Raw genomic sequence first — 25528 nt, 5'->3', positions numbered from 1 at the left:
TCCGGACGGAGCTTTTGCATGTTCGAACCATTTGTCGGGCGATCGACAGGGCATGAACGCCGGTAAGCACACAGGTACGACAAAACAGGTGTGTCGGCCCTGCGATTCGACGGTTCTCTCCACAGGATTGCGCGTGTCCACAGGGCAATGCGGCACCTGCACTTTCTCGGAATCACCTCCTTTCGGTCGTGTCACCGTCATGGCGACCGGATCCGGCCGTGCTGTGCGGCCGCAGAGTGGAGGAATTCGACATGCCGACCAATCAAGAACTCGGGGCCCGCGGTGAGGACCTTGCTGCACGCCATCTCGAGCACATCGGCCTGGAGGTGATCGAGCGGAATTGGCGGCATCGTTCGGGGGAGCTCGACATCATTGCGCGCGAGGGCGAGACGATGGTGTTCGTCGAAGTCAAAACGCGTTCGGGAATCGGTTACGGAACGCCGGCGGAAGCGGTGACGTACACCAAGCAGACTCGGATCAGAGGATTGGCGTTGCAGTGGCTTTCGCTTCGCGGAGGGCCGTGGGTCCACATCCGATTCGACGTGATCGCCATCGTGATCGGTCGCGGTGACGACCCTGTTCTCACTCACGTCAGGGCGGCGTTCTGATGCCCCTGGGACGAGCCCATTCGGTGGCGGTCAACGGCGTCGACGGAGTGTTGGTGGAGATCGAAGCCGATATCGGTCAGGGTCTTCCGGGGACCCATCTGGTGGGACTGCCCGATACCGCGCTGAACGAATCGCGTGATCGGGTCAAGGCCGCGGTGAAGAATTCGGGTGGTACCTGGCCGGACAGTCGAGTGATTCTCGCGTTGTCTCCGGCGACGTTGCCCAAGGGTGGCTCGGTGTACGACCTCGCGCTGGCATTGTCGGTCCTCGACGCCGCCAAGGCCATTCCGCGGGGAAGCCTGTCGGAGACGGTGTTTCTGGGGGAGTTGGCTCTGGACGGCAGGTTGCGAGCGGTCCGCGGGGTACTGCCCGGAGTGCTCGCGGTGAAGGCGGCGGGGTGGCAGCGGGTGGTGGTGCCGAGTCGGTGTCTGCCCGAAGCGGGTCTGGTGGACGGTATCGAGGTGTTGGGTGCCGATTGCCTGGCAGATGTCGTTGCGTGGCTTCGTGGTGAGCAGGCGCTGGAATCGCCCACCCCCACCGACTGGCATCAGGAGAGTTACCCGGATCTCAGTGACGTTGCCGGTCAGGCAGATGCCCGATGGGCGTTGGAGGTCGCTGCGGCCGGTGCGCATCACATCATGTTGACCGGGCCACCGGGCATCGGGAAAACAATGCTCGCGCAACGTCTTCCGGGAATACTCCCGCCGCTCACCGAGTCCGAGGCGCTGGAGGTGACCGCGATCCATTCGGTGGCGGGGCTGCTGACGAGCGCGCGACCGCTGATCACGTCACCGCCGTTCATCGCGCCACACCATTCGACGTCGGTGAGCGCGTTGGTCGGCGGAGGTACCGGTATGGCCAAACCGGGCGCAGTCAGTCGCGCGCATCGCGGAGTTCTGTTCCTCGACGAATGCGCCGAGATGAGCATCCGGGTACTCGAAGCGTTGCGAACCCCACTCGAAGACGGTGAAATTCGGATTGCGCGTCGCGACGGGGTGGCCCGGTACCCGGCGAGGTTCCAACTCGTCCTGGCGGCCAATCCGTGTCCGTGCGCACCGGCGCGGCAGGCCGACTGCGTGTGCGCGCCCACTGCTCGCCGCAAGTACTTGGGAAAACTGTCCGGACCGCTCCTCGACCGGGTCGATCTCCGAATTCAGATGATGGGAGTCGCGACCGGGGCGCTGGTCGACGACATCGGAGAAGGAACGGCCGATATTCGCGCCCGCGTGACGGGAGCGAGGGATGCTGCCGCTCATCGTTGGTCGGAGTTCGGGTGGAGGACCAATGCGGAAGTGCCCGGACCCGCACTGCGTCAACGGTTTCGGCTCGCTCGGTCGACGCTGGCACCGATCGAGCGGGCATTGCGCAATGGATCGCTGACCGCGCGCGGCGCGGATCGTGCGATTCGGGTGGCGTGGACTCTGAACGATCTCGCCGGCGGCACCGTGCCCGGTGCAGACGAGGTCGGTGCCGCACTGGATTTTCGAGACAGGGGAGTGGCATGACCTATGACGCACGTCGGCTGGCGTGGGCGTATCTGTCCCGGGTGGCACAGGGTCCGCATCGCACGGTGACGGACCACGCCGCTGCCCACGGCCCCGAGGTCACCGCCGCAGCCGTACGCGCCGGACACTTGGGTGAGCGACTGGCAGCACGGGCTCATGTCGACACTGCAGCAGCAGATCTGGACCACATGGCCGCTCTCGGTGGACGGCTGATCACCCCTGACGACGACGAGTGGCCTGCGTGGCGTTTTCTCGGCTTCGATGGGTCCGGCCTCACCGCGGGTGTCGACACATCGCCGCCGATCGCACTGTGGGCGTTGGGAAACCGGTCTGTCGGAGCAGACACCGAACGATCGGTGTCGATAGTCGGAACCCGAGCGTCGAGTCCGTACGGCGACCACGTCACTGCCGAGATCTCCGCCGATCTGGCGCTGGACGGCTGGACCGTCGTGTCGGGTGCTGCCTTCGGTATCGATGCGGCAGCGCATCGCGCGGCACTCGGAGTCGAGGGGACGACGATGGCGGTGCTCGCCTGCGGCGTCGACCGGGCATACCCGGCGGGCCACTCCCGCCTGTTGCGTCAGATCGCCTCGAGCGGTGTCGTTCTCAGTGAATACGCGCCCGGAACCACTCCGGCCAAGCACCGGTTCCTGGCGCGCAACCGACTGGTGGCGGCTCTCGGTTCGGCGGTGGTGGTCGTCGAGGCGGGATGGCGGAGCGGGGCGCGCAACACCGCGGCGTGGGCGGCGAAACTGGGGCGCCCCGTTCTTGCGGTGCCGGGGCCGGTCACTTCTCCGACGTCGAAGGGATGCCATCGCATGATTCGTGAGGGTGAGGCCGTTCTGGTGTCGAGCTCGCACGATGTGGTGGCCGAGGCCGGGGCGCTCGGCTCGCCGGAGGAACCCCGTCCCGATCTGTTCCGGGAAATCGATGCGCTGTCCGAGACCGCACTGTTGATCTACGACGCGCTGCCGGCCACGGGAGCGTTGTCCACCCGTGAACTGTCGGAGAGTTCCGGAGTTCCGTTGTCGAAGGTCCGCGCCGCGCTACCGGTGATGGAGATGGACGGCTTCGTGAGCAACGACGAGACCGGGTGGGCCCGGGTGGTGCGCGGCTGAGGTGACGGCCCTACCGAGGCCCGGTGAAGGTAGAGTGTTAGGTAATGCTTAGTCGGTGCAGTGAGCATCGGCGTCGTTCGCTCGAAGAGGGGTCTGTAGTGCCGCGTAAGAAAACCACGTTGACCGTAGTGCGCACGGAAGCGCTGACCCCGCACATGCACCGGGTGTATCTGGGTGGTCCAGGCTTCGAGGAGTTCGACGCCATCGATAAGACCGATGCGTACGTCAAGCTGTTCTTCGGAACCGAGGACGAACCGATCATGCGGACCTACACCGTTCGATCCGTCGACACCGACGCGCGGGAAATCGCCATCGACTTCGTGGTGCACGGCGACGAGGGCGTCGCCGGACCGTGGGCCACACGCGCGAAGCCGGGCGACGAGATGTCGTTCTTCGGGCCGTCGGGGGCATACGCGCCTCGCCCCGACGCCGATTGGCACCTGTTCGCAGGCGACGAATCGGCTATCCCGGCCATCTCGGCTGCGGTCGAGGCCCTCCCGGAAGACGCCATCGCCAAGGTGTTCATCGAGGTCGGCGGTCGTCACGACGAGATCTACATGGAGACTCTCGCAGTCGTCGACGTCACCTGGGTGCACCGGGGCGCGTCGTCGAACGAGATCGGCGACGACCGGGCCGGAGACAACGCACCGCTGATCGAGGCCGTCAAGAACACCGAATGGTTACCCGGGCAAGCGCAGGTGTTCGTCCACGGTGAGGCGCAGGCCGTCATGCACAACCTCCGTCCGTACATTCGCAAGGAACGTGGGGTCGGGGCCGAGTGGGCGTCGATCTCGGGTTACTGGCGTCGGGGGCGGACCGAGGAAACCTTCCGAGCCTGGAAGCGTGAGCTGGCACAGGCGGAGGCGGGAGTCGACGCCTGATCGCGCACCGACGTCCACCCGACGGCGTGTCCGGTTGTCGAGCGAGACGTCAGCGCCCAAGCTGAGCCGATGACCGATTCGCTGCCGCCGCACCTGGAGGTGCACGTCGAGGAGTTCGCCGAACACCTGCGCCTCGGACGGGAACGGTCGGAGCACACCATCCGGGCCTACGTTGCCGACGCGCGTTCGTTACTGGCGCACCTGGCCGCGTCCTCACCGGGCGCGACGATCGCCGATCTGGATCTGCGTGTCGTGCGCTCGTGGTTGGCGGGGTACTCGGCGGCCGGCGCGGCCCGGACATCGATGGCCAGGCGCACCTCGTCGGTGCGAACGTTCGGGGCGTGGCTCGAACGGGTCGGGGCTGTGAAGGTCGGTCCCGCGCAGCGTCTCGCGTCCCCGTCGGGTCACCGCACCCTGCCCGGAGTGCTGCGTCACGATCAAGCGACGCGAGCGCTGGACGCTGCCGAGTCGGGTGCCGCCGAACTCGATCCCATAGCGCTGCGCGATCGACTCGTCGTCGAACTGTTGTATGCGACCGGGGTCCGCGTGGGGGAGCTGTGCGGTCTCGATGTCGACGACGTGGACACCGATCGACGAGTCGTTCGGGTGGTGGGCAAGGGCAACAAGGAACGGTCGGCACCGTACGGTCTGCCGGCCGCGCAGGCACTCGACGCCTGGCTCACCGACGGCAGGCCTGCCCTGGCCGTCGATCGATCCGGACCGGCCCTGTTGCTCGGGCGTCGGGGTGGACGACTCGACCAGCGACAGGCCAGGTCGGCGGTGCATGCTGTGCTGGAGACAGTCCCCGGCGGCCCCAGCCTGGGACCGCACGGCCTGCGCCATACAGCAGCCACGCATCTGCTGGAAGGAGGTGCCGATCTCCGGGTGGTGCAAGAACTGCTCGGACATGCATCTCTTGCCACGACGCAGATCTACACTCACGTATCCGTCGAACGGTTGCGGGCGGTGCACGATCAGGCGCATCCCAGAGCATGAGCGTCGAGCTGGGCGGCGCATCGTTTGGTAGCGTCTGCCCAGGATCGACTACACCGAATACGGGGGACCGTGGACCGCGACCGACCGCAAGGTAAATCGGAGCCGTGGTCGACGCATGGCCACAGTGCGCCGGTGAACGGGGCACGACCCGGCAGTGCAGTCGACGGCAGTGCAGTCGACGGCCGGGGTGACAATGCCGCCGGATCCGCACCGTCGGAACCGATGTCCACTCCGCGCTCTACGCCCCGGCAGCCCCCGCCGTGGCAGACGCCCGATTCTGTGCAGCGACCTCCCGTGCCCCCGCGGTACAACCCGCCCGTGCCGCTTCGACCGGGCCCGCCGGCCGCCTATCCCGAGGCACAGATGCCGCCCGTTCCGCCCGTCGGGGACGATCGGTCGCAGGCCCAGCCGGCCCAGCAGGCACCCTGGTCCGCGCAGCCGTGGGCAGGTGCCCCGAATCCGTATCGTCCGAGCAGTCAGGACCTGGGTGCCGAATCGCTGCTGAAACGACCCAAGCGCACCTCGTCGTCGGGGTGGCGTCGCGGTGTGCACCGGTTGACCGGTGGCGTCATCAACCCCGGCGAGTCGACGGCCGAGGAGCGCTACCGCAACCAGGTCGATCGCATACGCCAGCCGGTGCTGGGGGACTACCGCATCGCGTTCCTGTCGCTCAAGGGCGGGGTCGGCAAGACGACGACCACTCTGGGTCTGGGGTCGACGTTCGCGTCGCTGCGCGGAGATTGCGTCATCGCGGTCGACGCGAACCCGGATTTCGGGACACTCGGAGAGCGGGTACCGCGTCAGACCGCGTCGACTGTTCGCGACTTGTTGGCCGCAGCCCCGAACATTCGCCGGTATTCCGACATTCGCGCTCATACCTCGCAGGCACCGAGCCGACTGGAAGTGTTGGCCGGTGAGCGGGATCCCTCGGCGTCGGAGATGTTCGGCGAAGAGGACTATCGCGCGGTCATCGACATGCTGCAGGTCTATTACAACCTGATCCTCACCGACTGCGGAACCGGCATCATGCACTCGGCGATGAACGGGGTGCTGCAGCTGGCCAATGCGCTGGTTCTGGTCAGTTCGCCGGCCGTCGACGGGGCACGCAGTGCAGCCGCGACTCTGGACTGGCTGGAACTGCACGGATACGGCCATCTGGTCGAGCGCACGGTCGTGGTGATCAGTTCGGTCCGACCTGGTTCGTCCGCGGTCGACATGAACTTGTTGCAGCAGCACTTCCTGGAACGCTGCCGCGCGGTGCTGGTGGTTCCGTTCGACGAGCACCTCGCCGAGGGGGCCGTGGTCGATCTCGAGAAGCTGCGTCCCCAGACCAGGAGCGCTTTCGTCGAGCTTGCCGCCATGGTCGCGGACGACTTTCCTGCCGCGTCCGGTCGTCACTCCGGCCCTGCGCGCTGACCGTCACCGAACCGGCTCCTGCACGGGTTTCAATCTGATCGGACGGGCACGCACCAGGGCCGTCGGATCGAGGTATTCGCGGCCCCGCTTGATGCCCCAGTGCAGGCATGTCGCCGTGCAGCCGTCGTGTCCCGACGTCAGCGAACCCAGGATGTCGCCGCGTCGTACTCGTGCTCCGGCCCGGACCGCCGCCGTCACGGGTTCGTACGTCGATCGAAGTCCGCCCGGATGGTCCACCGACACCACCGGCTTACCGGCCACGAGGCCTGCGAACACGACCGTGCCGTCGGCGACGGCCAGAACCGAGGTGCCGTCCGCCGCGGCGAGGTCGACCCCGCGATGGCCGGGGAGCCAATCGTGTTCCGGGCGGTCGAACGGTGTCACGACGCGAGGGTGCGGCCGAATCGGCCACGCGAACGAGTCCGATTCGGCTGCCGCGGCCGGCGTGGTCAGCACGATCGCGGCAAGAACGCAGGCGATGCACCCGGTACGAAGAGTGTTCACTCGTCGACGATGGCCTGTGAATGTGCTGGAAAACGAGGCCCGGCACGAATTGTGGACAACCGAAAGATTCGTCCACAGGCACCGGAATCTCTTGACAGTCGGGCCTGGTTATGACGGGGGCCGCCGCAGGTCTACACTCCTTGTTGCGGCCTGTGCGTGCACGGGTCGACTTCGCGCGTCCGCGTCATCGTATCGACTGCCTCGGCAGAGTTCACGATACGAGAACCGGTTGTCGGCGGTCCTGATCCCCCTGTGGTTCAGGTCCGACAACTTCGGCGGTCGCCAGGGCAGAGGTCACCGACACTCTGCGTCAACCGAACCATGAAAGAGAGTTATTCAGCCATGGCTGTAGTAACAATGAAGCAGCTGCTCGACAGCGGCACACACTTCGGACACCAGACCCGTCGCTGGAACCCGAAGATGAAGCGATTCATCTTCACCGACCGCAACGGCATCTACATCATCGACTTGCAGCAGACTCTGACCTTCATCGACAAGGCCTACGAGTTCGTCAAGGAGACGGTCGCCCACGGCGGCACCGTTCTGTTCGTCGGCACCAAGAAGCAGGCACAGGAGTCCATCGCCGCTGAGGCAACTCGCGTGGGCATGCCCTACGTGAACCAGCGCTGGCTCGGTGGCATGCTCACCAACTTCCAGACCGTGCACAAGCGCCTGGTCCGCCTCAAGGAGCTCGAGGCAATGGAGCAGACCGGTGGCTTCGAGGGACGCACCAAGAAGGAAATCCTCATGCTCACGCGTGAGATGACCAAGCTCGATCGCACCCTCGGCGGCATCCGCGACATGGCCAAGGTTCCGTCGGCCATCTGGATCGTCGACACCAACAAGGAGCACATCGCCGTCGGCGAAGCGCGCAAGCTGAAGATCCCGGTCATCGCGATCCTGGACACCAACTGCGATCCCGACGTGGTCGACTACCCGATCCCGGGTAATGACGACGCGATCCGTTCCGCTGCGCTGCTGACCAAGGTCGTCGCATCCGCAGTGGCCGAAGGTGTGCAGGCCCGTGCAGGCCAGAACACCGCAACCGACGCCAAGCCCGAGGTCGGCGCAGGCGAGCCGCTCGCAGAGTGGGAGCTCGAGCAGCTCGCACAGACGTCCCCGGCCGCTGACGCTCCGGCAGCAGAGGCTCCCGCAGCCGATGCGCCGGCCGCCGACGCACCGGCAGCAGAAGAAGCACCGGCAGCAGAAGAAGCACCGGCCGCTCAGGCTTGATCGAATTCGGTCCCGGTTCACCCTCAGGGGTGGGCCGGGGCCGCTTCGGTATGTCAGGGTTGTGATCGGTCCGGCTCCACAGCGAGCCCGTCGATCACGCTTCGAGAACAGCACTTTCGTCAACGCCCGTATTCAGACTTTTGAGGAGGCTCGCCCACGATGGCGAACTACACTGCCGCCGACGTCAAGCGGCTCCGCGAGCTCACCGGCTCCGGAATGATGGACTGCAAGAACGCACTCGCCGAGAACGACGGCGACTACGACAAGGCCGTCGAGTACCTGCGTATCAAGGGTGCCAAGGACGTCGGCAAGCGCGCCGAGCGCAACACCGCCGAAGGCCTCGTCGTCGCCGAGGGTGGAGTGCTCGTGGAGATCAACTCCGAGACCGACTTCGTGGCCAAGAACGACGAGTTCCAGACGTTCGCCGCGTCCGTCGCGGCGACGGCTGCAGCAGGCGAGCCTGCTGATGTCGACGCTCTCAAGGCACTCGACCTGAACGGCAAGACCGTCGAAACGGCTCTGAACGAGTTGTCGGCCAAGATCGGCGAGAAGCTCGAAATTCGCCGCGTCGTGTCCTACGACGGCAACACCGCGACCTACCTGCACAAGCGCAGCGCGGACCTGCCGCCTGCCGTCGGCGTGCTGGTCGAGTACACCGGTGACGGCGACGCCGCCGGCGATGCTGCGCGCGCTGCCGCGATGCAGATCGCAGCGCTCAAGGCCAAGTACGTCACCCGTGACGAGGTTCCCGAGGATCTGGTCGCCGCCGAGCGTCGGATCGCAGAAGAAACCGCGCGCGAAGAGGGCAAGCCGGAGCAGGCTCTGCCGAAGATCGTCGAAGGTCGCGTCAACGGATTCTTCAAGGACGTCGTTCTCACCGAGCAGAAGTCGGTTCAGGACGGCAACAAGACCGTCAAGGCCATCCTCGACGAGGCCGGCGTGACCATCACCCGTTTCTCCCGATTCGAGGTCGGCGCCAGCTAGTCTGCGCTCGATCCGATCGAGGCGATGCCGTTCATTCGATTTCATCGAGTGGACGGCATCGTTCGTGCGCGAGGCAGGTCGGAGCCGTGTCCACCGATCGGGTGCCGATAGGGCAGGATGATCGGTGAGTAAACCGTAGTGTTCGACGAGTACCGAGGAGAGCTATGACCGATCCGGCCCCTGACCGTCCCGGGTTCCGACGCGTGATGCTCAAACTGGGTGGGGAGATGTTCGGTGGTGGCCAGGTGGGGCTCGATCCGGATGTCGTGAACAACGTTGCCGAGCAGATCGCCGAGGTGGTGGCCACCGGAGTTCAGGTCGCCGTGGTGATCGGTGGCGGAAACTTCTTCCGCGGTGCCGAATTGCAGCAGCGGGGGATGGACCGATCTCGCTCGGACTACATGGGCATGCTAGGCACGGTCATGAATTGTCTTGCGCTGCAGGATTTTCTGGAAAAGCAGGGTGTTGCCACCAGAGTCCAGACCGCGATCACGATGGGCCAGGTGGCCGAGCCGTACCTCCCGCTGCGCGCGCGACGGCACCTCGAGAAGGGGCGTGTCGTCATCTTCGGCGCAGGTATGGGCATGCCCTATTTCTCGACGGATACGACGGCGGCGCAGCGGGCGCTCGAGATCGGTGCCGAGGTGCTGTTGATGGCCAAGGCCGTCGACGGTGTCTACTCGGCCGATCCACGGCTCGATCCCGACGCGACGATGTTCGACACGATCACCCACCGCGAAGCCCTCGAGCGAGGCCTCAAAGTTGCCGACGCGACTGCCTTCAGCCTCTGCATGGACAATCAGATGCCGATGTTGGTGTTCAATTTGCTGATTCAGGGAAACATTGCTCGCGCCGTGTCGGGCGAGAACATCGGCACGCTGGTCACGTCGTGAATGCCGCCGACACGACCGCGAACGAACCGAGAACGAAGACGATGGAGGACAGATCGTGATTGACGAAGCTCTCTTCGACGCCGAAGAGAAGATGGAAAAGGCCGTATCGGTTGCCCGTGACGATCTGTCCTCGATCCGCACCGGGCGGGCCAACCCGGGAATGTTCTCGCGCATCGTCATCGAGTACTACGGTGCCCCGACGCCGATCACCCAGCTGGCCAGCATCAGCGTGCCGGAGGCGCGATTGGTGGTGATCAAGCCGTACGAGTCGAATCAGCTCGGGCCGATCGAAACCGCTATCCGCAATTCCGATCTCGGCGTCAACCCCACCAACGACGGCAACCTGATTCGTATCGGCGTGCCGCAGCTGACCGAGGAACGACGCCGTGAGTTCGTCAAGCAGGCCAAGGGCAAGGGCGAGGACGCCAAGGTGTCCATTCGCAACGTGCGCCGCAAGACGATGGAAGAGCTCAAGCGCATCCAGAAGGACGGCGAGGCCGGCGAGGACGACGTCGTACGTGCCGAGAACGAGCTCGACAAGACCACCGCGAAGTACACCGCCTCGGTCGACGAACTGGTCAAGCGCAAAGAGGGTGAATTGATGGAGGTCTGACCTCCTTCGATAGTTGCGCAACACGGTGGAACGACGATGAATATCGAGGAGTTGACGACAGTGGTGGGACCGGATCGGCAGGAGGGCAGCGGCACGCCCGCTGGCTCGTCCGGGGTCGCCGCCACGAAGTCCGCCGGCAAGGCGGGTCGAAATCTGCCTGCCGCGATCGGCGTCGGCGGCAGTTTGGGTATCGGGTTGATCCTCGTGCTCGTGTTCGTGCCGTTGGTATGGATCGGTGTCGTGGCCGTGGCGTTGGCCGTCGCGACGTACGAGGTGTCCAAGCGGCTCCGCGAGGGCGGTGTTCTCGTTCCGCGCATCCCGCTGATCCTCGGTGGTCAGGCCATGATCTGGCTGGGCTGGCCGTTCGGTGCCGTCGGAGTGCTCAGTGCGGCTGTGGGCACCGTCGTGGTCTGCATGGTGTGGCTGTTGCTGAGACAAGGCTTCGGTACTGCTCCCAAGAACTATCTCGAAGAACTCTCCGTCACCGTTCTGGTGGCGTGTTGGCTACCGCTGTTGGCCTCGTTCGCCGTTCTGATGGTCCTGCAGGACAACGGTGCCGGTCGCATCCTGGTCTTCGTCATCGGCGTCGTGTGCTCGGATGTCGGTGGTTACATCGCCGGTGTGCTGTTCGGCAAGCACCCGATGGCACCGGCCATCAGCCCGAAGAAGTCCTGGGAAGGGCTGGTCGGATCGCTCATCTTCTGCGTCATCGGTTGCCTGCTGACGGTGACCCTGATTCTCGAGGCCAACTCGATGATCGGTGTCCTGCTGGGAGTCGTGCTGGTCGTGACGGGAACTCTGGGCGACCTCATCGAATCGCAGGTCAAGCGCGACCTACGAATCAAGGACATGGGCTCGTTACTGCCCGGCCACGGAGGCATCATGGACAGACTCGACTCGTTGCTGCCCTCTGCGTTCGTTGCGTGGCTCGTCTTCACCGTGTTGCTCTGACCGACTCCGCCGGACGATGAGCGGTGATCGCGGCGGGGTGATTCCCAGTCCCAACATCTGGCACTGGCCGCATCTGTACGAGGCGGAGAACAGGGCTCAGGACGTCGACGGCGCTGTGTTCGCGACCATTCGATCGACCGTCGATTGGACGGCCGAGAACGTCGTGGACGTGGGCTGCGGCAGCGGTTTCCATCTTCCGATGTTCGCTGCGGACGCCCGGTACGTCATCGGTGTGGAACCGCACGCCCCATTGGTGGCCGCAGCCCGCACGCGCGTCGAGTCACTTGCGAACGTCGCCGTGCGTGCGGGTAGAGCGGACGCGCTGCCCGTCGACACAGGTTCGGTCGATCTCGTCCACGCGCGAACCGCGTATTTCTTCGGCCCCGGCTGCGGCCCGGGTATCAGCGAAGCGATGCGAGTTCTGCGGCCCGGAGGGGCGTTGGTGGTCGTGGACCTCGACGCCACGTCGTCTCCGTACGGGGACTGGATGCGTGCGGATCTCCCGCACTACGATCCGGCGGCCGTCGAGGCGTTCTTCGATGCCCAGGGATCCGAGATGCGACGCGTCGACACGAGGTGGGCGTTTCCCGACCGCCGGGTTTTGCGGGATGTGCTGGGAATCGAGTTTTCACCGCGGGTAGCGCGCGCTGCGGCACGGCAGGTCGACGGCCTCACCCTGAATGTGCGCTATCGCATCCACGTTCGATACAAGCCGACCGGCGTCGAGTCGATCTGAGCCTGGCTCGGCAGCGAGCGATCAGGACGCGGCAGAGATTCCGAAGATTCGAGCCAGTTCGTTGATCTTGAGAGCCTTTGCCAGACGCGGCAGATCGCTGCCGTCCTTGACGTGAGCACCGTCGGCACCGAGAGCGTCGATGACATCGTGAGCCCAGGACACGTCGGTCGGGGAGGGGGCCAGTTCGCGGTTGACGATGGCCACCTGATCGGTGTGCATACAGAGTTTGCCTGCCATGCCCATCGAGAGCGTCAGGGCTGCATCGCGCCCGAGGATGCTGTCGTTCGCGGTCAGTGTCGGACCGTCGATGGGTCCGGGCAGTCGTGCGACGCGCGAGGAGACGACCAGTCGCGAGCGCGGGTAGGCCATGGCGAGCGGGTCGTCGCTCATGCCCGTGTCGCGTCGGAAGTCGCCGCTGCCGAAGGCGAGACGGAATGTCGAGTCCGCGCGCGCGATTTCGGTGGCGGCCTCGAGTCCTGCTGCTGATTCGACCAGCGCGAGGATCGGGGTGCCGTCGGCGAGGCGGGCGGCTGTCGCCTCGACCTGACCGCCGCTCTCGGTCTTCGCGAGCATGACCCCCACCAGGCCGGGCAGCCCGGACAACGCGGCGAGATCGTCGGCCCAGTACGGGGTCGTCGCGTCGTTGACGCGCACCCAGGCCGAGTTGCCCTCGCTGAGCCAGCGCACGACGGTCTCGCGAGCGGCAGGCTTCTTCGCTGGAGCGACTGCGTCCTCGATGTCGAGGATGACGGCGTCGACACCGGACGCGACAGCAGCGTCGAAGGTATCGGGCTTGGTGGCCGGAACCAACAGCCACGATCGTGCGCGGTCGGGTGCAACGCCGGATGCCACCGGTGTCTCCATGAAAGTAGTCACGTCATGCTCCTCGAGTGAAGTCGGGCACCGCCAACCTTATCGATTCAGAGCATCGGTGCCAGCTTCTGTACATAGTGTTCACGAACCGTGACGCTGGTTCTTCTTCGCTGCGCGCCGGACCTGCAGGATTCGGGCACCGCCGGCCATGGCCATCACCAGCGCACCCGCGATCGCGGCCAGCAGCATGCTGATTCCGAGGGGTAGGTCGAGCTGCCAGGCGAAGATCTGCACGGTGACCGAGTCGAGGTTCTGCACGATGAACACCAGGAGAACGACAAGGACGACGGCCCCGACCACCAGGCCGGTCCAGAGGGCGGCGGTGCGGGTGTGCGCCACATCGGTGGGGGTGTGCTGCTGTTCCGGAACGAACTCGGGGTCGGGCGCGGAATGGCCGTCCGAATCCGGCGTGGTGATGGGGGTGAGGTCGCCGGCGGCACTCGTCGGCCGGTCGAATCCGGGCGTGACCGAGGCCGATGTGTCGAACGGTGCCTCGTTGTTGTCGTCTGCTCTGGTGGCCATGTCGATGATCCTTTCGCACGCGTGGTCCGAATGCACGCGCAATCGGTCCCGGCGTCGATACCCGTCAGGGCACCGTCGAAAACCGTCGCGAATAGGACTGTGAGCAGAACGGGTGGACAATGGTGGGTATGGAGTTGAGCCAGCAGGAACGACGCGGGGGTCGAGCATGAGTGATTCCGCAGCCGCAACGGACAGCACGACCGAGCAGAAGAGACCGAATCTTCCGCTGGTCTTCACAGCTCCGCGTCGGGGAATGCCGTCGCGTCACCTCGCCGACCTGGACAAAGAGGGCCTGCGTGAGGCAGTGAAGGCACTCGGTCTACCGGCATTCCGGGCCGACCAACTTGCGCGGCACTACTACGCGCGGCTCGAGGCCGACACCACCAAGATGACCGATCTTCCGGCCGAGGCTCGGGAGAAGGTCGGTGCCGATCTCTTTCCCACCTTGCTGACGCCGATCAAGCACTTGGCGTGTGACGACGGTGACACTCGAAAGACGCTGTGGAAGGCCAACGACGGGACTCTTCTCGAGAGTGTTCTGATGCGGTATCCGGATCGCGCGACGCTGTGCATCTCGAGTCAGGCCGGTTGCGGAATGGCATGTCCGTTCTGCGCGACCGGTCAGGCCGGCCTGACGCGGAACCTGTCGACGGCGGAGATCGTCGATCAGGTCCGTTCGGCGGCCGCAGACATGCGCGACGGCGTCGTCCCCGGCGGTGAGGGTCGTCTGTCGAACGTCGTGTTCATGGGCATGGGCGAGCCGCTGGCCAACTACAAGCGCGTCGTCGCGGCAGTGCGCAAGATCGTCTCACCAGCCCCCGACGGGCTGGGACTGTCACAGCGTTCGGTCACCGTGTCGACGGTCGGCCTTGCTCCGGCCATTCGAAAGCTGGCCGACGAGGGTCTGTCGGTGACCTTGGCCGTGTCTCTGCACACGCCGGACGATGAGCTCCGAGACACGTTGGTCCCGGTCAACAATCGTTGGTCGGTGGCGGAGGTTCTCTCCGCTGCCCGGTACTACGCCGATCAGACCGGTCGACGCGTCTCGATCGAGTACGCGATGATCCGGGACGTCAACGATCAGCCGTGGCGAGCGGACATGCTGGGCAAGAAGCTGCACAAGGCGCTCGGATCCCGGGTACACGTCAACCTGATTCCCCTCAATCCGACTCCGGGTAGCGAGTGGGATGCCAGCCCGAAGCCGGTGGAGCGGGAATTCGTCCGCCGGGTCATCGCGCAGGGCGTCTCGTGCACCGTCCGCGATACCCGAGGGCAGGAGATCGCGGCGGCGTGCGGTCAGCTCGCCGCCGAGAACTGAACCGCTAGCGGGGCTTGCGGCGGACGATGACGTCGCGCACGACGAGTCCGACCAGTGCCACCGCGAAGCCGACCAACCACAGGTCCTCGACCTTGCCGGTGTGATTTCCGATGATCATGAACAGCAGGAACGCGGCAACGACGATGGCTGCGACGCGCATCGCCTTGTTCGACTCGCCGCTCCAACCCCATGCGGCGGACGGCACCTCGGGCACCTCGTTGCGGGTATCGACGACCGGGTCGTACGAAGCGGATTCCAGTTCGGTATTTGCCACCGGTCGATCCTCTCGGGTGATGCGTTCACGTGGGTCCCGGCACGAACGGTGCGAGACGCGTTGTCGGAACAATATTGGCATACGACCGCCCGTCGTAGTGATCAGGGTTGCATCGCTCACCCAGCGCGTGTGCGGGCTCGAATGAGAGACTGCGGCGGTGACCTCCGAGCGCCTTCCCCATCGTCCGAGTCGGTCCCCGCTGAGCTATCCCCGCGACATGGTCGGTTACGGCCGCACGCCGCCGCTCGCGCAGTGGCCGGATGAGGCGAACATCGCCGTCCAGTTCGTCCTCAATTACGAGGAGGGTGCCGAGAACAACGTGCTCGACGGCGACACGAAGTCCGAGACGTTTCTGTCGGAAATGATCGGCGCACAGGCGTTTCCGAATCGACACATGAGCATGGAATCGCTGTACGAGTACGGATCCAGAGCCGGAGTGTGGCGCGTGCTGCGCGCATTCGAGAAGCGTGGGTTACCGCTGACCGTGTTCGCGGTCGCCAAGGCAATGGAGCGGAACCCGGAAGTGGTTGCGGCACTGCTGGAATTGGACCACGAGATCGCATGTCACGGCTTGCGGTGGTTGTCGTATCAGCAGATCGACGCGAACGTCGAGCGCGAGCACATGGCGGAGGCCGTGACCATCCTGCGCGAGCTGACGGGGTCTGCGCCACTGGGGTGGTACACCGGGCGCGACTCTCCGAACACCCGATCGCTCGTGGTGGAGCACGGCGGATTCGTGTACGACTCCGACTCCTATGCAGACGATCTGCCGTACTGGGAGAAGGTGCCCCGAGACGGCGGGGTCGTCGATCACCTGGTGGTGCCGTACACCCTGGACACCAACGACATGCGTTTCGCATCGCCGGGAGGATTCTCGACGGGCGACGAGTTCTACGCGCATCTACGTGACGCCTTCGACGTTCTCTATGCCGAGGGCGCGAGTGGGAGTCCCAAGATGCTCTCGGTCGGACTTCACTGCCGGCTGGTGGGCAGGCCGGCCCGCATGGCTGCACTGGAACGTTTCCTCGATCACGTGCAGTCGCACGACAAGGTCTGGGTCGCGAAGAGAATCGACATCGCCGAACACTGGCGAGCTGTGCACCCGCCAGAGGCCTGAGTCAGTCGGCCTGTCGGCACGCGGATGCCAGCGCGCTCAGATAGCGGTCGGTGAATGCTGCCTGGACGCGTCTGCCCACCGGGCCGCCGAGCTTGGTGTACCAGCGACCGGGACGCGAGAACGCCGATATGTGGGCGGTGACGGCACCGTCCGCGGGGGTGTAGTCGACGTAGAAGAGTTCTTCGCCGGACTCGGGATGCCCGTCGAGTGTTCCGTAGGCGAAACCCTGACGGTTCGCCTCGTCGATGACGTAGACCACACGACACGGAATGCGCACCGGTCCGAGTGTGAGAACGACCACCGAGTCGGGCACAGCGGTCTCGGCCTCGGAACGGACCTTCAGTCCTGCTCCTCGGTGCATGTCCCATCGCATCAACGCATCGGCCGCCGCCACGAAGTCGTCCAGCCCCGATCCCACGACCCTCGACATCGTGACGTGGTGGTATCCGGTGGGCAGTGGGCCGGCGGTGGCCCCCGCATCGTCGTAATTGAACGGTGCCGAGCGGTACTTCGAGAAGTCCATGCACCCCAGCGTGCCAGCCTGCGTCGGCACATAGGGGTTTCTCAGCCTCGGTAGGCAACAATGGACCGGTGCCAGACCATCGTGAGCGAACGACCAACTCGGATCGCCCCGAGCCGATACGTGTGCTGTTGCTGGGAAGTACCGGGTCGATCGGAACCCAAGCGCTCGACGTCATCGCCGCCAACCCGGACCGCTTCGTCGTGGTCGGGCTGGCTGCGGGCGGTGGAAACATCGAACTGCTCCGTCGCCAGATTGCGGAGACCGGTGTCCGACGGGTAGCCGTCGCCCAGCCCGAGGCCGCCGCCGAGCTCGACTTCCCCGGAGTGCTGAGTGGTCCGCGAGCAGTGACCGAGCTGGTCGAGTCGACCCCGGCGGACGTCGTGCTCAATGCCCTCGTGGGTTCTCTCGGCCTCGAACCGACCCTGGCCGCGCTGAACAGCGGTGCGCGCCTGGCGTTGGCCAACAAGGAATCCCTGGTCGCCGGAGGCGAGCTGGTTCTCGCCGCCGCAGCCCCCGGTCAGATCGTGCCAGTCGACTCCGAGCACTCCGCGCTTGCCCAGTGCCTGCGCAGCGGTTCGCGCGGCGAAGTGGATCGACTGGTTCTCACTGCATCGGGAGGTCCGTTTCGAGGGTGGAGCGAGACCGAACTGAAGTCGGTCACGCCGGAGCAGGCCGCCGCACATCCCACCTGGTCGATGGGACCGATGAACACGCTGAACTCGGCGACACTGGTCAACAAGGGTCTGGAACTGATCGAGGCGCACCTGCTGTTCGGTGTGCCCTACGAGAAGATCGACGTCACCGTGCACCGGCAGTCCATCGTGCACTCGATGGTGACGTTCGTCGACGGTTCGACCATCGCTCAGGCCAGTCCACCGGACATGAAGTTGCCGATCGGGCTGGCCCTCGGCTGGCCCGATCGAGTGCCGGACGTCGCCCGTGCACTCGACTTCACGACCGCATTCTCCTGGGACTTCGAGCCACTCGACGACCGAGTGTTTCCGGCGGTGCAGCTGGCGCGTGAGGCCGGGATCATGGGTGGGTGCATGACTGCGGTGTACAACGCGTCCAACGAAATCGCTGCAGAAGCGTTCCTGAATGACAGGATCGAATTTCCGCAGATCGTCGAGACGGTGCGCGCGGTACTGGGCGACGGCGGGCAGGACTGGTCGACGGCTCCCAGGGACGTCGACGACGTACTCGCGGCGGACTCCTGGGCCCGGGCCCACGCCCGTGAACTACTGAAACCGAAAGGCCTCTGACACATGGTGTTCGCTCTGGGTGTCGTGCTGTTCGCCGTCGGAATCGGGGTGTCGATCGCGCTGCACGAAGCGGGACACATGTGGACCGCGAAAGCGCTCGGCATGAAGGTTCGCCGCTACTACATCGGGTTCGGCCCGAAGATCTTCTCCTTCCGACGCGGCGAGACCGAATACGGCCTCAAAGCCATTCCGGCAGGCGGGTTCTGCGACATCGCCGGCATGACCGCCATCGACGAACTCGCGCCCGACGAGGTCGAGCGTGCGATGTACCGCCAGAAGACATGGAAGCGCATCGTCGTCATGGTCGGCGGCATCGCGATGAACTTCGTGCTGGGAATCGTTCTGGTCTACGTGTTGGTGCTCGGCTGGGGCACGCCGGATCGGGTGACGCCGACAACGACGGTCCAGGGCATCGGTTGTGTCAGCACGTCCCAGACCGAGGACGGTGAACTTGCGCCGTGTTCGGGAGACGGTCCGGCTGCCGAAGCCGGACTGCGCACGGGCGACATCATCACTGCGGTGAACGGTCAGCCGACAGAGACTTGGTCCGACGTCGTTCTCGCCATTCGGGACTCGACCGGGTCGGCCGATCTGACAGTCGATCGCGACGGTGCTTCGCAGACTCTGAGCGTTCCGATCCTTCAGGTTCAGCGCTACGTCGTCGATCCTGAGACCGATGCGAAGAACTCGACAACCGTGGGAGCGATCGGCGTCACCGGCGGTCCACCGCCGAACATTCGATACAACCCGATCGAAGCAGTGCCCGAGACCTTTGTTTTCACCGGGGACATCTTCGTGCAGACCGGGAAAGCGTTGGTGCAGTTGCCGAGCAAGGTGGAGGCGCTGTGGGATTCGATCTTCGGTGGTGAACGAGGGCTCGACACGCCGATGAGTGTCGTCGGAGCAAGTGTCATCGGTGGCCAGGCCGTGGAAAACGACAACTGGCAGACGTTCGTCGGGCTGCTGGCGTCGCTCAACTTCTTCCTCGGTGTGTTCAACATCGTGCCGCTGTTGCCACTCGATGGTGGCCATATCGCCGTGACCATCTACGAGCGCATACGCAACATTTTCCGCAATCGTCGCGGCCTGCCCGACGGTGCGCCGGTGGACTACATGAAACTGATGCCCGTCACCTACGTGGTCATCATTGTTTTCATCGGGTTCTCTCTCTTGACGCTCACGGCGGACATCGTCAACCCGATTCAATTGTTCTAAGTAGACTCGACAGTCGTAGCTAGGAAAGAAGGCCACTGTGTCCGTGTCAGTCGGATTGGGAATGCCCGCACCGCCGGTGCCCGTACTCGCGCCACGTCGAAAGACCAGGCAGCTCCAGGTCGGGTCGGTGGGTGTCGGAAGCGAAAGCCCCATCTCGGTGCAATCGATGTGCACCACCAAGACCCACGACATCAACGCCACCCTGCAGCAGATTGCAGAGCTGACGGCGTCGGGTTGCGACATCGTTCGTGTTGCGTGCCCCACACAGGACGACGCCGACGCGCTGTCGATCATCGCCAAGAAGAGCCAGATTCCGGTGATCGCCGACATCCACTTCCAACCGAAGTACATCTTCGCGGCCATCGACGCCGGATGTGCAGCGGTGCGCGTCAACCCGGGCAACATCAAGGAGTTCGACGGCCGTGTCAAGGAGGTCGCCAAGGCGGCCGGTGACGCGAACATTCCGATCCGCATCGGTGTGAACGCCGGCTCTCTCGACCCGAGGCTGATGAAGAAGTACGGCAAGGCGACACCCGAGGCGCTCGTCGAATCCGCGCTGTGGGAAGCAGGCCTGTTCGAGGAGCACGGTTTCGGCAACATCAAGATCTCCGTCAAGCACAACGACCCCGTCATCATGGTCGCTGCGTACGAGCAGTTGGCGGCACAGTGCGACTACCCACTGCACCTCGGTGTCACCGAAGCGGGACCGGCTTTCCAGGGGACCATCAAGTCCGCTGTGGCCTTCGGGGCCTTGCTGTCCAAGGGCATCGGCGACACCATCCGAGTTTCCCTGTCGGCACCGCCGGCGGAGGAGATCAAGGTGGGAAACCAGATCCTGCAATCGTTCAATCTGCGCCCGCGCAAACTAGAGATCGTGTCCTGCCCCTCGTGTGGGCGCGCACAGGTCGACGTCTACACCCTCGCCGACGAGGTGACTGCGGGACTCGAAGGCATGGAGATCCCGCTACGCGTCGCGGTCATGGGCTGCGTCGTGAACGGGCCGGGCGAGGCCCGCGACGCCGACCTCGGTGTCGCGTCGGGCAACGGCAAGGGCCAGATCTTCGTCAAGGGCAAGGTCATCAAAACGGTCCCCGAAGCGCAGATCGTGGAGACGTTGATCGAGGAAGCGATGCGCATCGCCGAGGAGTTCGAGAAGGACGAGATCGCCAGCGGTGGCGCGCCGGTGGTCACCGTCAGCTGAGCGGGTACACCTGTTCGGCGTCCGGTTTGCCGCTCTGCCACCGGGGGAACACATTGTCTGGAATGATTCGCTTCAGAATCGGTGCGTACGCGGTAGGTGGGTCAGGAGGTCGGTAGGTGCTCAAGCTCCTCGGCGCGAAGCCTCTCGGTAATCGGGACGTCGCGCACGTGCTCCGGGTGCTCGACGCCGACCCCGTTGCAACCTGCATGGTTGCCGCGCGCGTGCAGGAATCGGGCCTCGATCCGAGGTCGTTCCACGGCGAGATGTGGAGCAGAGGCGGTCCGGACGAGTCGCTGTGCTTCTACGGTGCGAATCTGGTTCCGTTGCTCGGTTCCAGCGACGATCTTCGTTCCTTCGCGGACCGCGCGTGCCGTGGGCCGCGTCTGTGCTCGTCGTTGGTCGGCAGAGCGGAGTTGACGCTTCCGTTGTGGGAAATGCTCGAGACGGATTGGGGTCCGGCGCGAGAAGTGCGCGGTGAGCAACCGTTGTTGGCCACGTCGGTACCGTCGTCCATCTCGCCTGATCCTCTCGTTCGGCTCGTTCGACCCGACGAGCTGGACGTGTATCTGACCGCGGCCGTTGCCATGTTCATCGAAGAGGTCGGCGTCGACCCGCGACTGAACGACGGCGGTAGGGGATACCGGCGTCGGATCGCCAGTCTCATTGCAGCGCAACGTGCCTGGGCCAGATTCGAGGACGGCCGCGTGGTGTTCAAGGCCGAGATCGGCTCGCAGTCCGGGACGGTCGGGCAAATCCAGGGGGTATGGGTGCACCCGGACCGACGCGGGCACGGCCTGGGTGCATCCGGAACGGCGACCGTGGTGAACTCGGTCGTCCGCCAGGGGCGTACTGCGAGCCTGTACGTCAACAGCTTCAACTACGTCGCGCGCCGGGCCTACGCGAAAATCGGTCTGACGCAAGTGGCGACGTTCACCACGGTGCTGCTGGACTGAGAACGGTCGCTCGATCGGCCTGTCCCGAAACGCGATTCGTTGCCGTGGTCGACGCACCGGCCGTATTACGATGGGGCGCAATGAGATCACGTGACGCGACCTGGATGCGCGGACGGCTGGGCGTGGTGACCGTGATCGGTGCCGTCGTCGGTGCCTGCCTCACTGGGTGTACACCCAAGCCCGACGGTCCGGAGCCCGCAGCTCAGGCATTCCTCGCGGCCTTCGAGGCCAACGACATCCCCACGGCCGCCGCCGATACCGACAAGCCGGACGCCGCAGCCACTGCGCTGCGCGAGGCGTGGACCAATCTGCAAGCAGAGGCCCTCGACGCCGAGACGACGTCGGTTCGAGTCGACGGCGACACCGCCACGGTCGGCTACACCTACCGTTGGCAGCTGCCCAAGGATCGGGTGTGGACGTACGACGGCCAACTGAACATGGGTCGGAGTGCGGGAGAGTGGGTGGTGCGGTGGACCGCCTCGGACATCCACCCGAAGCTCGGTGACACGCAGACCATGGCCTTGCGCTCGACGGCTGCACCACGCGCTCGGGTCAACGAGCGCTCCGGCACCGACGTCCTGGTGCCCGGGGTCGTACATCGAATCAAGTTCGACGCGTCGGCCGCGAACAACGTCGTGGCCTCGGCGACGGCGTTGTCGACACTGCTGACACCGTTCGACGCGTCGATCACGGCCCAGTCGATCGTGGAGTCGGCGACTTCCGTCGACGGCGACTACCCGGTGGCGCTGCTGCGAGACAGCGACTTCGAACCCATCTCGGCGGCGCTGACCGAGATCCCCGGTGTCACGGCGTCCGACGAATCGGATCTCGTGTCCACCGACCCCACCTTCGCGCCGGACCTGGTGGGCCAGGTGAAGAAGGCCGTCATCGACGACGTCGACGGCAAGGCCGGCTGGAGCGTGGTGACCAGCAACCGCAACGGCGTCGACATCGACGTCCTCACCGACACCCCGCCCGAGCCGGCACCGTCCTTCTCGATCAGCCTCGATCGGAATATTCAGGTCGCGGCCCAACGAGCAGTGAACGCCAGGGCCGAGCAGGCCATGACGGTGGTCATTCAGCCGTCCACCGGGGCCATCCTCGCTGTGGCGCAGAATCCGGCCGCCGATCGGGACGGACCGGTCGCGTCGGCCGGTCTCTACCCACCGGGTTCGACGTTCAAGATCATCACCGCCGGGGCGGCGATCTCCAGCGGACTCGCGACCCCGGGGAGCACCGTTCCGTGCCCCGGTCGTATCGAGATCGGCGAACGAAGCGTCCCCAACTACAACGAGTTCGCTCTCGGTGACGTGACCATGAGCACCGCGTTCACCCGATCGTGCAACACCTCCTTCGCGAAGCTGGCGAGCGAGATGTCGCCCGACGCGTTGACCGTGGCCGCGTCCCAGTTCGGCGTCGGTCCGGACTACGACGTCGTGGGGTTGCCGACCGACTCCGGTTCGGTCCCGCCCGCGGACGAACTCGTCCAGCGCACCGAGGACGGATTCGGCCAGGGCAAGGTGGTCGTCTCGACCTTCGGGATGGCACTGGCCGCCGCGACGGTTGCCCACGGCTCCACACCGGTTCCAAATCTTCTGGTCGGACGGGAAACCGCCATCACCGGCGATCATCCACCGATAGAACCTGCCATGGTCGACGGGTTACGCGGCATGATGCGCTCGGTGGTCACCAGCGGCACCGCAGAGCGGATCGCCGACCAGGGCGAGGTGTACGGCAAGACCGGAGAAGCAGAGGTCGAGGGCGGATCGCACTCGTGGTTCGTCGGTTACCGAGGCGACATCGCCTTCGCGACTTTGGTGGTACGCGGCGGCAGCTCGGACAATGCGGTCGCCGTCACCCGAGAGATGTTCGAGCAGCTTCCGCCGGGGTACTGAGCGCTACGCCGGTGGGCCGGATTCAGCCCGACAACAGCCCGAGTCGACGACACGCGAGAACCGCTTCGTATCGAGTGTGCGAGTCGGTTTTTCGCATCACGCTGCGGAGATAGGACTTGACCGTCTCGGCACCGATCGACAGCCGTGCCGCGACTTCGACGTTGGTGCAACCGAGCGCGACCTGCGAGATGACGTCGATCTCGCGTGGCGTCAATGCCTGCGAGTCGCCGGAGTCGCTGTCCTGGTTCGCCGTCCGACTGAGCGTTGCTGCCAGTCGCGCGGTGACCGCGTCCAGTCTGTGTTTGACCGCCGCGTCTCCGATCGACCGAGCGAGCTCGGCGAGCTCGTCGTGCACACCGCGCAACTCGGCCGTTCGCGAGAGGTGCCCGTCCGACGTGGCCCGCGCACTCTCCATGAGGCGCACCCTGCGGTCGACCTCGTCGCGGATGGCGATCTCCTGACCGAGGCGCCGGGCTGCGGCGGTCATGATGTCGCCGACTCGATCACCGAGGGGGCCGCGTTCTCGCACCGCCGCGTACATCACCATGCGGGCTGCTCCGGCGACGACAACCGGCACCGCCAGGATCGACTTGAGGCCCTCGCCGAGGACCGGCCGGTCGAAGTGGTGGGTGATCGACATCGACGCGCCGTAATCACTGACGGCCGCGGGCCGACGTTGGTCCATGACCCGGCCACCGAGACCGGACCTGGGCGGGATGGCGAGCCCGTCCAGCCCACGCGTGCGGGTGCCGTGAAATTCGCTCAGGTGCAGCGTTTCCGAGGACACTTCCCCGCCGAACACGACGGGCACGGCGGACGTCGCGGCGACCTGGCGTAGTTCGGCGCGAAGGGCATCGCCGTCCCGGGGGCGCAACAGACTGGAATGGACCACGACGCTTCCTTCCTCGGTTCGGGTACGTCGACGGCGAACGTGACCCAGATCATATCCCGTCGCGCGGTTGCGGATTCGGTGGCCTCGACCAGCAGCGCTGGTTCTTCTGGACACGGTTGCGGCGACTACTCTGGACGGCATGTCTGTCACTGCCGAGAGCAAGCCCCGTCAGCCACTCGTGCCAGGCGTCGTCTCGCCCGTCCTCTCCGTGCCGAAGTCGATCGAGCGACCCGAATACGCGTGGAAGTCGACCGTGAACGAAGGCAGCGAGCCGTGGGTGCAGACCCCCGAGGTCATCGACAAGATGCGCGTGGCGTCGAAGATCGCGGCTCGCGCTCTGCAGGAAGCGGGCCGGGCCGTGGCACCGGGAGTGACCACCGACGAGCTCGACCGTATTGCACACGAGTACATGGTCGACCACGGCGCTTACCCGTCCACGTTGGGCTACAAGGGTTTTCCGAAATCGTGCTGCACCTCGCTGAACGAGGTCATCTGCCACGGCATCCCCGATTCGACGGTGATCGAGGACGGAGACATCGTCAACATCGACGTCACCGCGTACATCGACGGTGTGCACGGCGACACCAACGCGACGTTCCTGGCGGGTGACGTGTCCGAGGAGGCGCGCCTGCTCGTCGAGCGGACCCACGAAGCGACGATGCGTGCCATCAAGGCGGTCAAGCCGGGGCGCGCCCTGAACGTGGTCGGGCGAGTGATCGAGTCCTATGCGCACCGGTTCGGCTACGGCGTGGTGGAGGACTTCACCGGCCACGGCATCGGCACGACGTTCCATAACGGCCTCGTCGTGCTGCACTACGACCAGCCGTCCGTGGAGACCATCATCGAGCCGGGCATGACGTTCACCATCGAACCGATGATCAACCTGGGCACGATCAACGCCGAGATGTGGGACGACGGCTGGACCGTGGTCACACACGACCGTAAGTGGACGGCCCAGTTCGAGCACACGCTCGTGGTGACCGAGACGGGTTGCGAGATCCTGACGCTGCCGTGAGCGGAGCCTGCGGAGTAAATAGAAATCTGA

Annotated in this window: 26 protein-coding genes; 20 read left to right on the top strand and 6 right to left on the bottom strand. The window is 65.3% G+C overall.

From position 1 onward, the window contains the following. Nucleotides 1-251: 251 nt before the first annotated feature. The 6 genes from RFA01S_RS14135 to RFA01S_RS14110 all read left to right on the top strand — a co-directional run bounded on the left by RFA01S_RS14135 (nucleotide 252) and on the right by RFA01S_RS14110 (nucleotide 6524). Nucleotides 252-608, top strand: a complete 357-nt coding sequence (locus RFA01S_RS14135) for a YraN family protein (RefSeq protein ID WP_027496696.1) — start codon at nucleotides 252-254, stop codon at nucleotides 606-608. Beyond that, complete coding sequence (locus RFA01S_RS14130) at nucleotides 608-2113, top strand: YifB family Mg chelatase-like AAA ATPase (protein WP_032366404.1); 1506 nt, start codon at nucleotides 608-610, stop codon at nucleotides 2111-2113. Before RFA01S_RS14135 ends, RFA01S_RS14130 begins: the two co-directional genes overlap by 1 nt. Next, a complete protein-coding gene (dprA, locus tag RFA01S_RS14125) occupies nucleotides 2110-3231 on the top strand; it encodes a DNA-processing protein DprA (RefSeq protein WP_027496698.1) in 1122 nt (373 codons plus the stop codon). The genes RFA01S_RS14130 and dprA overlap by 4 nt, the downstream gene beginning before the upstream one ends. 98 nt (nucleotides 3232-3329) lie before the next feature. Continuing rightward, nucleotides 3330-4112: a siderophore-interacting protein gene (locus RFA01S_RS14120; protein ID WP_032407052.1), complete on the top strand. Its 783-nt coding sequence runs from the start codon at nucleotides 3330-3332 to the stop codon at nucleotides 4110-4112. Nucleotides 4113-4181: 69 nt separating this feature from the next. Further along, entirely contained in the window at nucleotides 4182-5108 is a 927-nt protein-coding gene (locus RFA01S_RS14115; protein ID WP_027496700.1) for a tyrosine recombinase XerC, read from the top strand. A gap of 69 nt (nucleotides 5109-5177) precedes the next feature. Beyond that, a complete protein-coding gene (locus RFA01S_RS14110; protein WP_371829102.1) occupies nucleotides 5178-6524 on the top strand; it encodes a MinD/ParA family ATP-binding protein in 1347 nt (448 codons plus the stop codon). A 3-nt stretch (nucleotides 6525-6527) separates the two neighbouring features. Here RFA01S_RS14110 and RFA01S_RS14105 read toward each other — a convergent pair whose 3' ends face one another. After that, nucleotides 6528-7028, bottom strand: a complete 501-nt coding sequence (locus tag RFA01S_RS14105; RefSeq protein ID WP_081371335.1) for a M23 family metallopeptidase — start codon at nucleotides 7026-7028, stop codon at nucleotides 6528-6530. Between the two features lie 342 nt (nucleotides 7029-7370). On the opposite strand from RFA01S_RS14105, the gene rpsB reads away from it, so the two are divergent. The 6 genes from rpsB to RFA01S_RS14075 all read left to right on the top strand — a co-directional run bounded on the left by rpsB (nucleotide 7371) and on the right by RFA01S_RS14075 (nucleotide 12438). Next, on the top strand, nucleotides 7371-8261 hold the full coding sequence (gene rpsB / locus RFA01S_RS14100; RefSeq protein WP_032370791.1) for a 30S ribosomal protein S2: 891 nt from the start codon (nucleotides 7371-7373) through the stop codon (nucleotides 8259-8261). A 159-nt stretch (nucleotides 8262-8420) separates the two neighbouring features. Then, the gene (gene tsf, locus RFA01S_RS14095) at nucleotides 8421-9245 is read left to right on the top strand and encodes a translation elongation factor Ts (RefSeq protein WP_027496703.1); all 825 of its coding nucleotides are present in this window, start codon (nucleotides 8421-8423) and stop codon (nucleotides 9243-9245) included. 164 nt (nucleotides 9246-9409) lie between these two features. After that, the gene (gene pyrH, locus RFA01S_RS14090) at nucleotides 9410-10138 is read left to right on the top strand and encodes a UMP kinase (RefSeq protein ID WP_027496704.1); all 729 of its coding nucleotides are present in this window, start codon (nucleotides 9410-9412) and stop codon (nucleotides 10136-10138) included. 55 nt (nucleotides 10139-10193) lie between these two features. Continuing rightward, complete coding sequence (gene frr / locus RFA01S_RS14085) at nucleotides 10194-10751, top strand: ribosome recycling factor (RefSeq protein WP_027496705.1); 558 nt, start codon at nucleotides 10194-10196, stop codon at nucleotides 10749-10751. Nucleotides 10752-10787: 36 nt separating this feature from the next. Then, entirely contained in the window at nucleotides 10788-11702 is a 915-nt protein-coding gene (locus tag RFA01S_RS14080; RefSeq protein ID WP_027496706.1) for a phosphatidate cytidylyltransferase, read from the top strand. A gap of 16 nt (nucleotides 11703-11718) precedes the next feature. Next, nucleotides 11719-12438, top strand: coding sequence for a class I SAM-dependent methyltransferase (locus tag RFA01S_RS14075; RefSeq protein WP_174557256.1), 720 nt, complete (start codon nucleotides 11719-11721; stop codon nucleotides 12436-12438). 21 nt (nucleotides 12439-12459) lie between these two features. On the opposite strand, the gene RFA01S_RS14070 is transcribed toward RFA01S_RS14075, so the two are convergent. Together RFA01S_RS14070 and RFA01S_RS14065 are read right to left on the bottom strand one after the other, a co-directional pair. After that, nucleotides 12460-13302: an HpcH/HpaI aldolase/citrate lyase family protein gene (locus RFA01S_RS14070; RefSeq protein WP_032366409.1), complete on the bottom strand. Its 843-nt coding sequence runs from the start codon at nucleotides 13300-13302 to the stop codon at nucleotides 12460-12462. 90 nt (nucleotides 13303-13392) lie between these two features. Next, on the bottom strand, nucleotides 13393-13833 hold the full coding sequence (locus RFA01S_RS14065; RefSeq protein WP_032366595.1) for a LapA family protein: 441 nt from the start codon (nucleotides 13831-13833) through the stop codon (nucleotides 13393-13395). A 166-nt stretch (nucleotides 13834-13999) separates the two neighbouring features. Here RFA01S_RS14065 and rlmN point away from each other — a divergent pair, with 166 nt between their 5' ends. Further along, on the top strand, nucleotides 14000-15151 hold the full coding sequence (gene rlmN, locus RFA01S_RS14060) for a dual-specificity RNA methyltransferase RlmN (RefSeq protein ID WP_045841851.1): 1152 nt from the start codon (nucleotides 14000-14002) through the stop codon (nucleotides 15149-15151). 4 nt (nucleotides 15152-15155) lie between these two features. Here rlmN and RFA01S_RS14055 read toward each other — a convergent pair whose 3' ends face one another. Continuing rightward, entirely contained in the window at nucleotides 15156-15425 is a 270-nt protein-coding gene (locus tag RFA01S_RS14055; protein WP_027496710.1) for a DUF2631 domain-containing protein, read from the bottom strand. Between the two features lie 217 nt (nucleotides 15426-15642). Here RFA01S_RS14055 and puuE point away from each other — a divergent pair, with 217 nt between their 5' ends. Beyond that, entirely contained in the window at nucleotides 15643-16542 is a 900-nt protein-coding gene (gene puuE / locus RFA01S_RS14050; protein ID WP_032366410.1) for an allantoinase PuuE, read from the top strand. Nucleotide 16543: 1 nt separating this feature from the next. Here puuE and RFA01S_RS14045 read toward each other — a convergent pair whose 3' ends face one another. Beyond that, a complete protein-coding gene (locus RFA01S_RS14045) occupies nucleotides 16544-17065 on the bottom strand; it encodes a DUF1990 domain-containing protein (RefSeq protein WP_032407053.1) in 522 nt (173 codons plus the stop codon). Between the two features lie 122 nt (nucleotides 17066-17187). Here RFA01S_RS14045 and dxr point away from each other — a divergent pair, with 122 nt between their 5' ends. From dxr to RFA01S_RS14020, 5 genes are all read left to right on the top strand, one after another. Continuing rightward, the gene (gene dxr, locus RFA01S_RS14040; protein ID WP_032407111.1) at nucleotides 17188-18327 is read left to right on the top strand and encodes a 1-deoxy-D-xylulose-5-phosphate reductoisomerase; all 1140 of its coding nucleotides are present in this window, start codon (nucleotides 17188-17190) and stop codon (nucleotides 18325-18327) included. A gap of 3 nt (nucleotides 18328-18330) precedes the next feature. Next, nucleotides 18331-19542, top strand: coding sequence for a M50 family metallopeptidase (locus RFA01S_RS14035; RefSeq protein ID WP_032407054.1), 1212 nt, complete (start codon nucleotides 18331-18333; stop codon nucleotides 19540-19542). 61 nt (nucleotides 19543-19603) lie between these two features. Next, nucleotides 19604-20743: a flavodoxin-dependent (E)-4-hydroxy-3-methylbut-2-enyl-diphosphate synthase gene (gene ispG / locus RFA01S_RS14030; RefSeq protein ID WP_032370959.1), complete on the top strand. Its 1140-nt coding sequence runs from the start codon at nucleotides 19604-19606 to the stop codon at nucleotides 20741-20743. Between the two features lie 116 nt (nucleotides 20744-20859). Then, nucleotides 20860-21696, top strand: a complete 837-nt coding sequence (locus tag RFA01S_RS14025) for a GNAT family N-acetyltransferase (RefSeq protein WP_032366413.1) — start codon at nucleotides 20860-20862, stop codon at nucleotides 21694-21696. A 104-nt stretch (nucleotides 21697-21800) separates the two neighbouring features. Beyond that, nucleotides 21801-23591 carry a penicillin-binding transpeptidase domain-containing protein gene (locus tag RFA01S_RS14020; RefSeq protein WP_094643009.1) on the top strand — a complete coding sequence of 597 codons (1791 nt, stop codon included), beginning with the start codon at nucleotides 21801-21803 and terminating at the stop codon, nucleotides 23589-23591. Between the two features lie 22 nt (nucleotides 23592-23613). Here RFA01S_RS14020 and RFA01S_RS14015 read toward each other — a convergent pair whose 3' ends face one another. Further along, on the bottom strand, nucleotides 23614-24483 hold the full coding sequence (locus tag RFA01S_RS14015; RefSeq protein WP_032407055.1) for a helix-turn-helix transcriptional regulator: 870 nt from the start codon (nucleotides 24481-24483) through the stop codon (nucleotides 23614-23616). A gap of 139 nt (nucleotides 24484-24622) precedes the next feature. Between RFA01S_RS14015 and map the strand changes: the two genes are divergently transcribed. Next, nucleotides 24623-25498: a type I methionyl aminopeptidase gene (gene map / locus RFA01S_RS14010; RefSeq protein WP_052060642.1), complete on the top strand. Its 876-nt coding sequence runs from the start codon at nucleotides 24623-24625 to the stop codon at nucleotides 25496-25498. Nucleotides 25499-25528 lie beyond the last annotated feature (30 nt).

It is taken from the genome of Rhodococcoides fascians NBRC 12155 = LMG 3623, from assembly GCF_001894785.1.
GTDB classification, from domain to species: domain Bacteria; phylum Actinomycetota; class Actinomycetes; order Mycobacteriales; family Mycobacteriaceae; genus Rhodococcoides; species Rhodococcoides fascians.
This window is presented reverse-complemented; position numbering and strand designations above follow the sequence as displayed.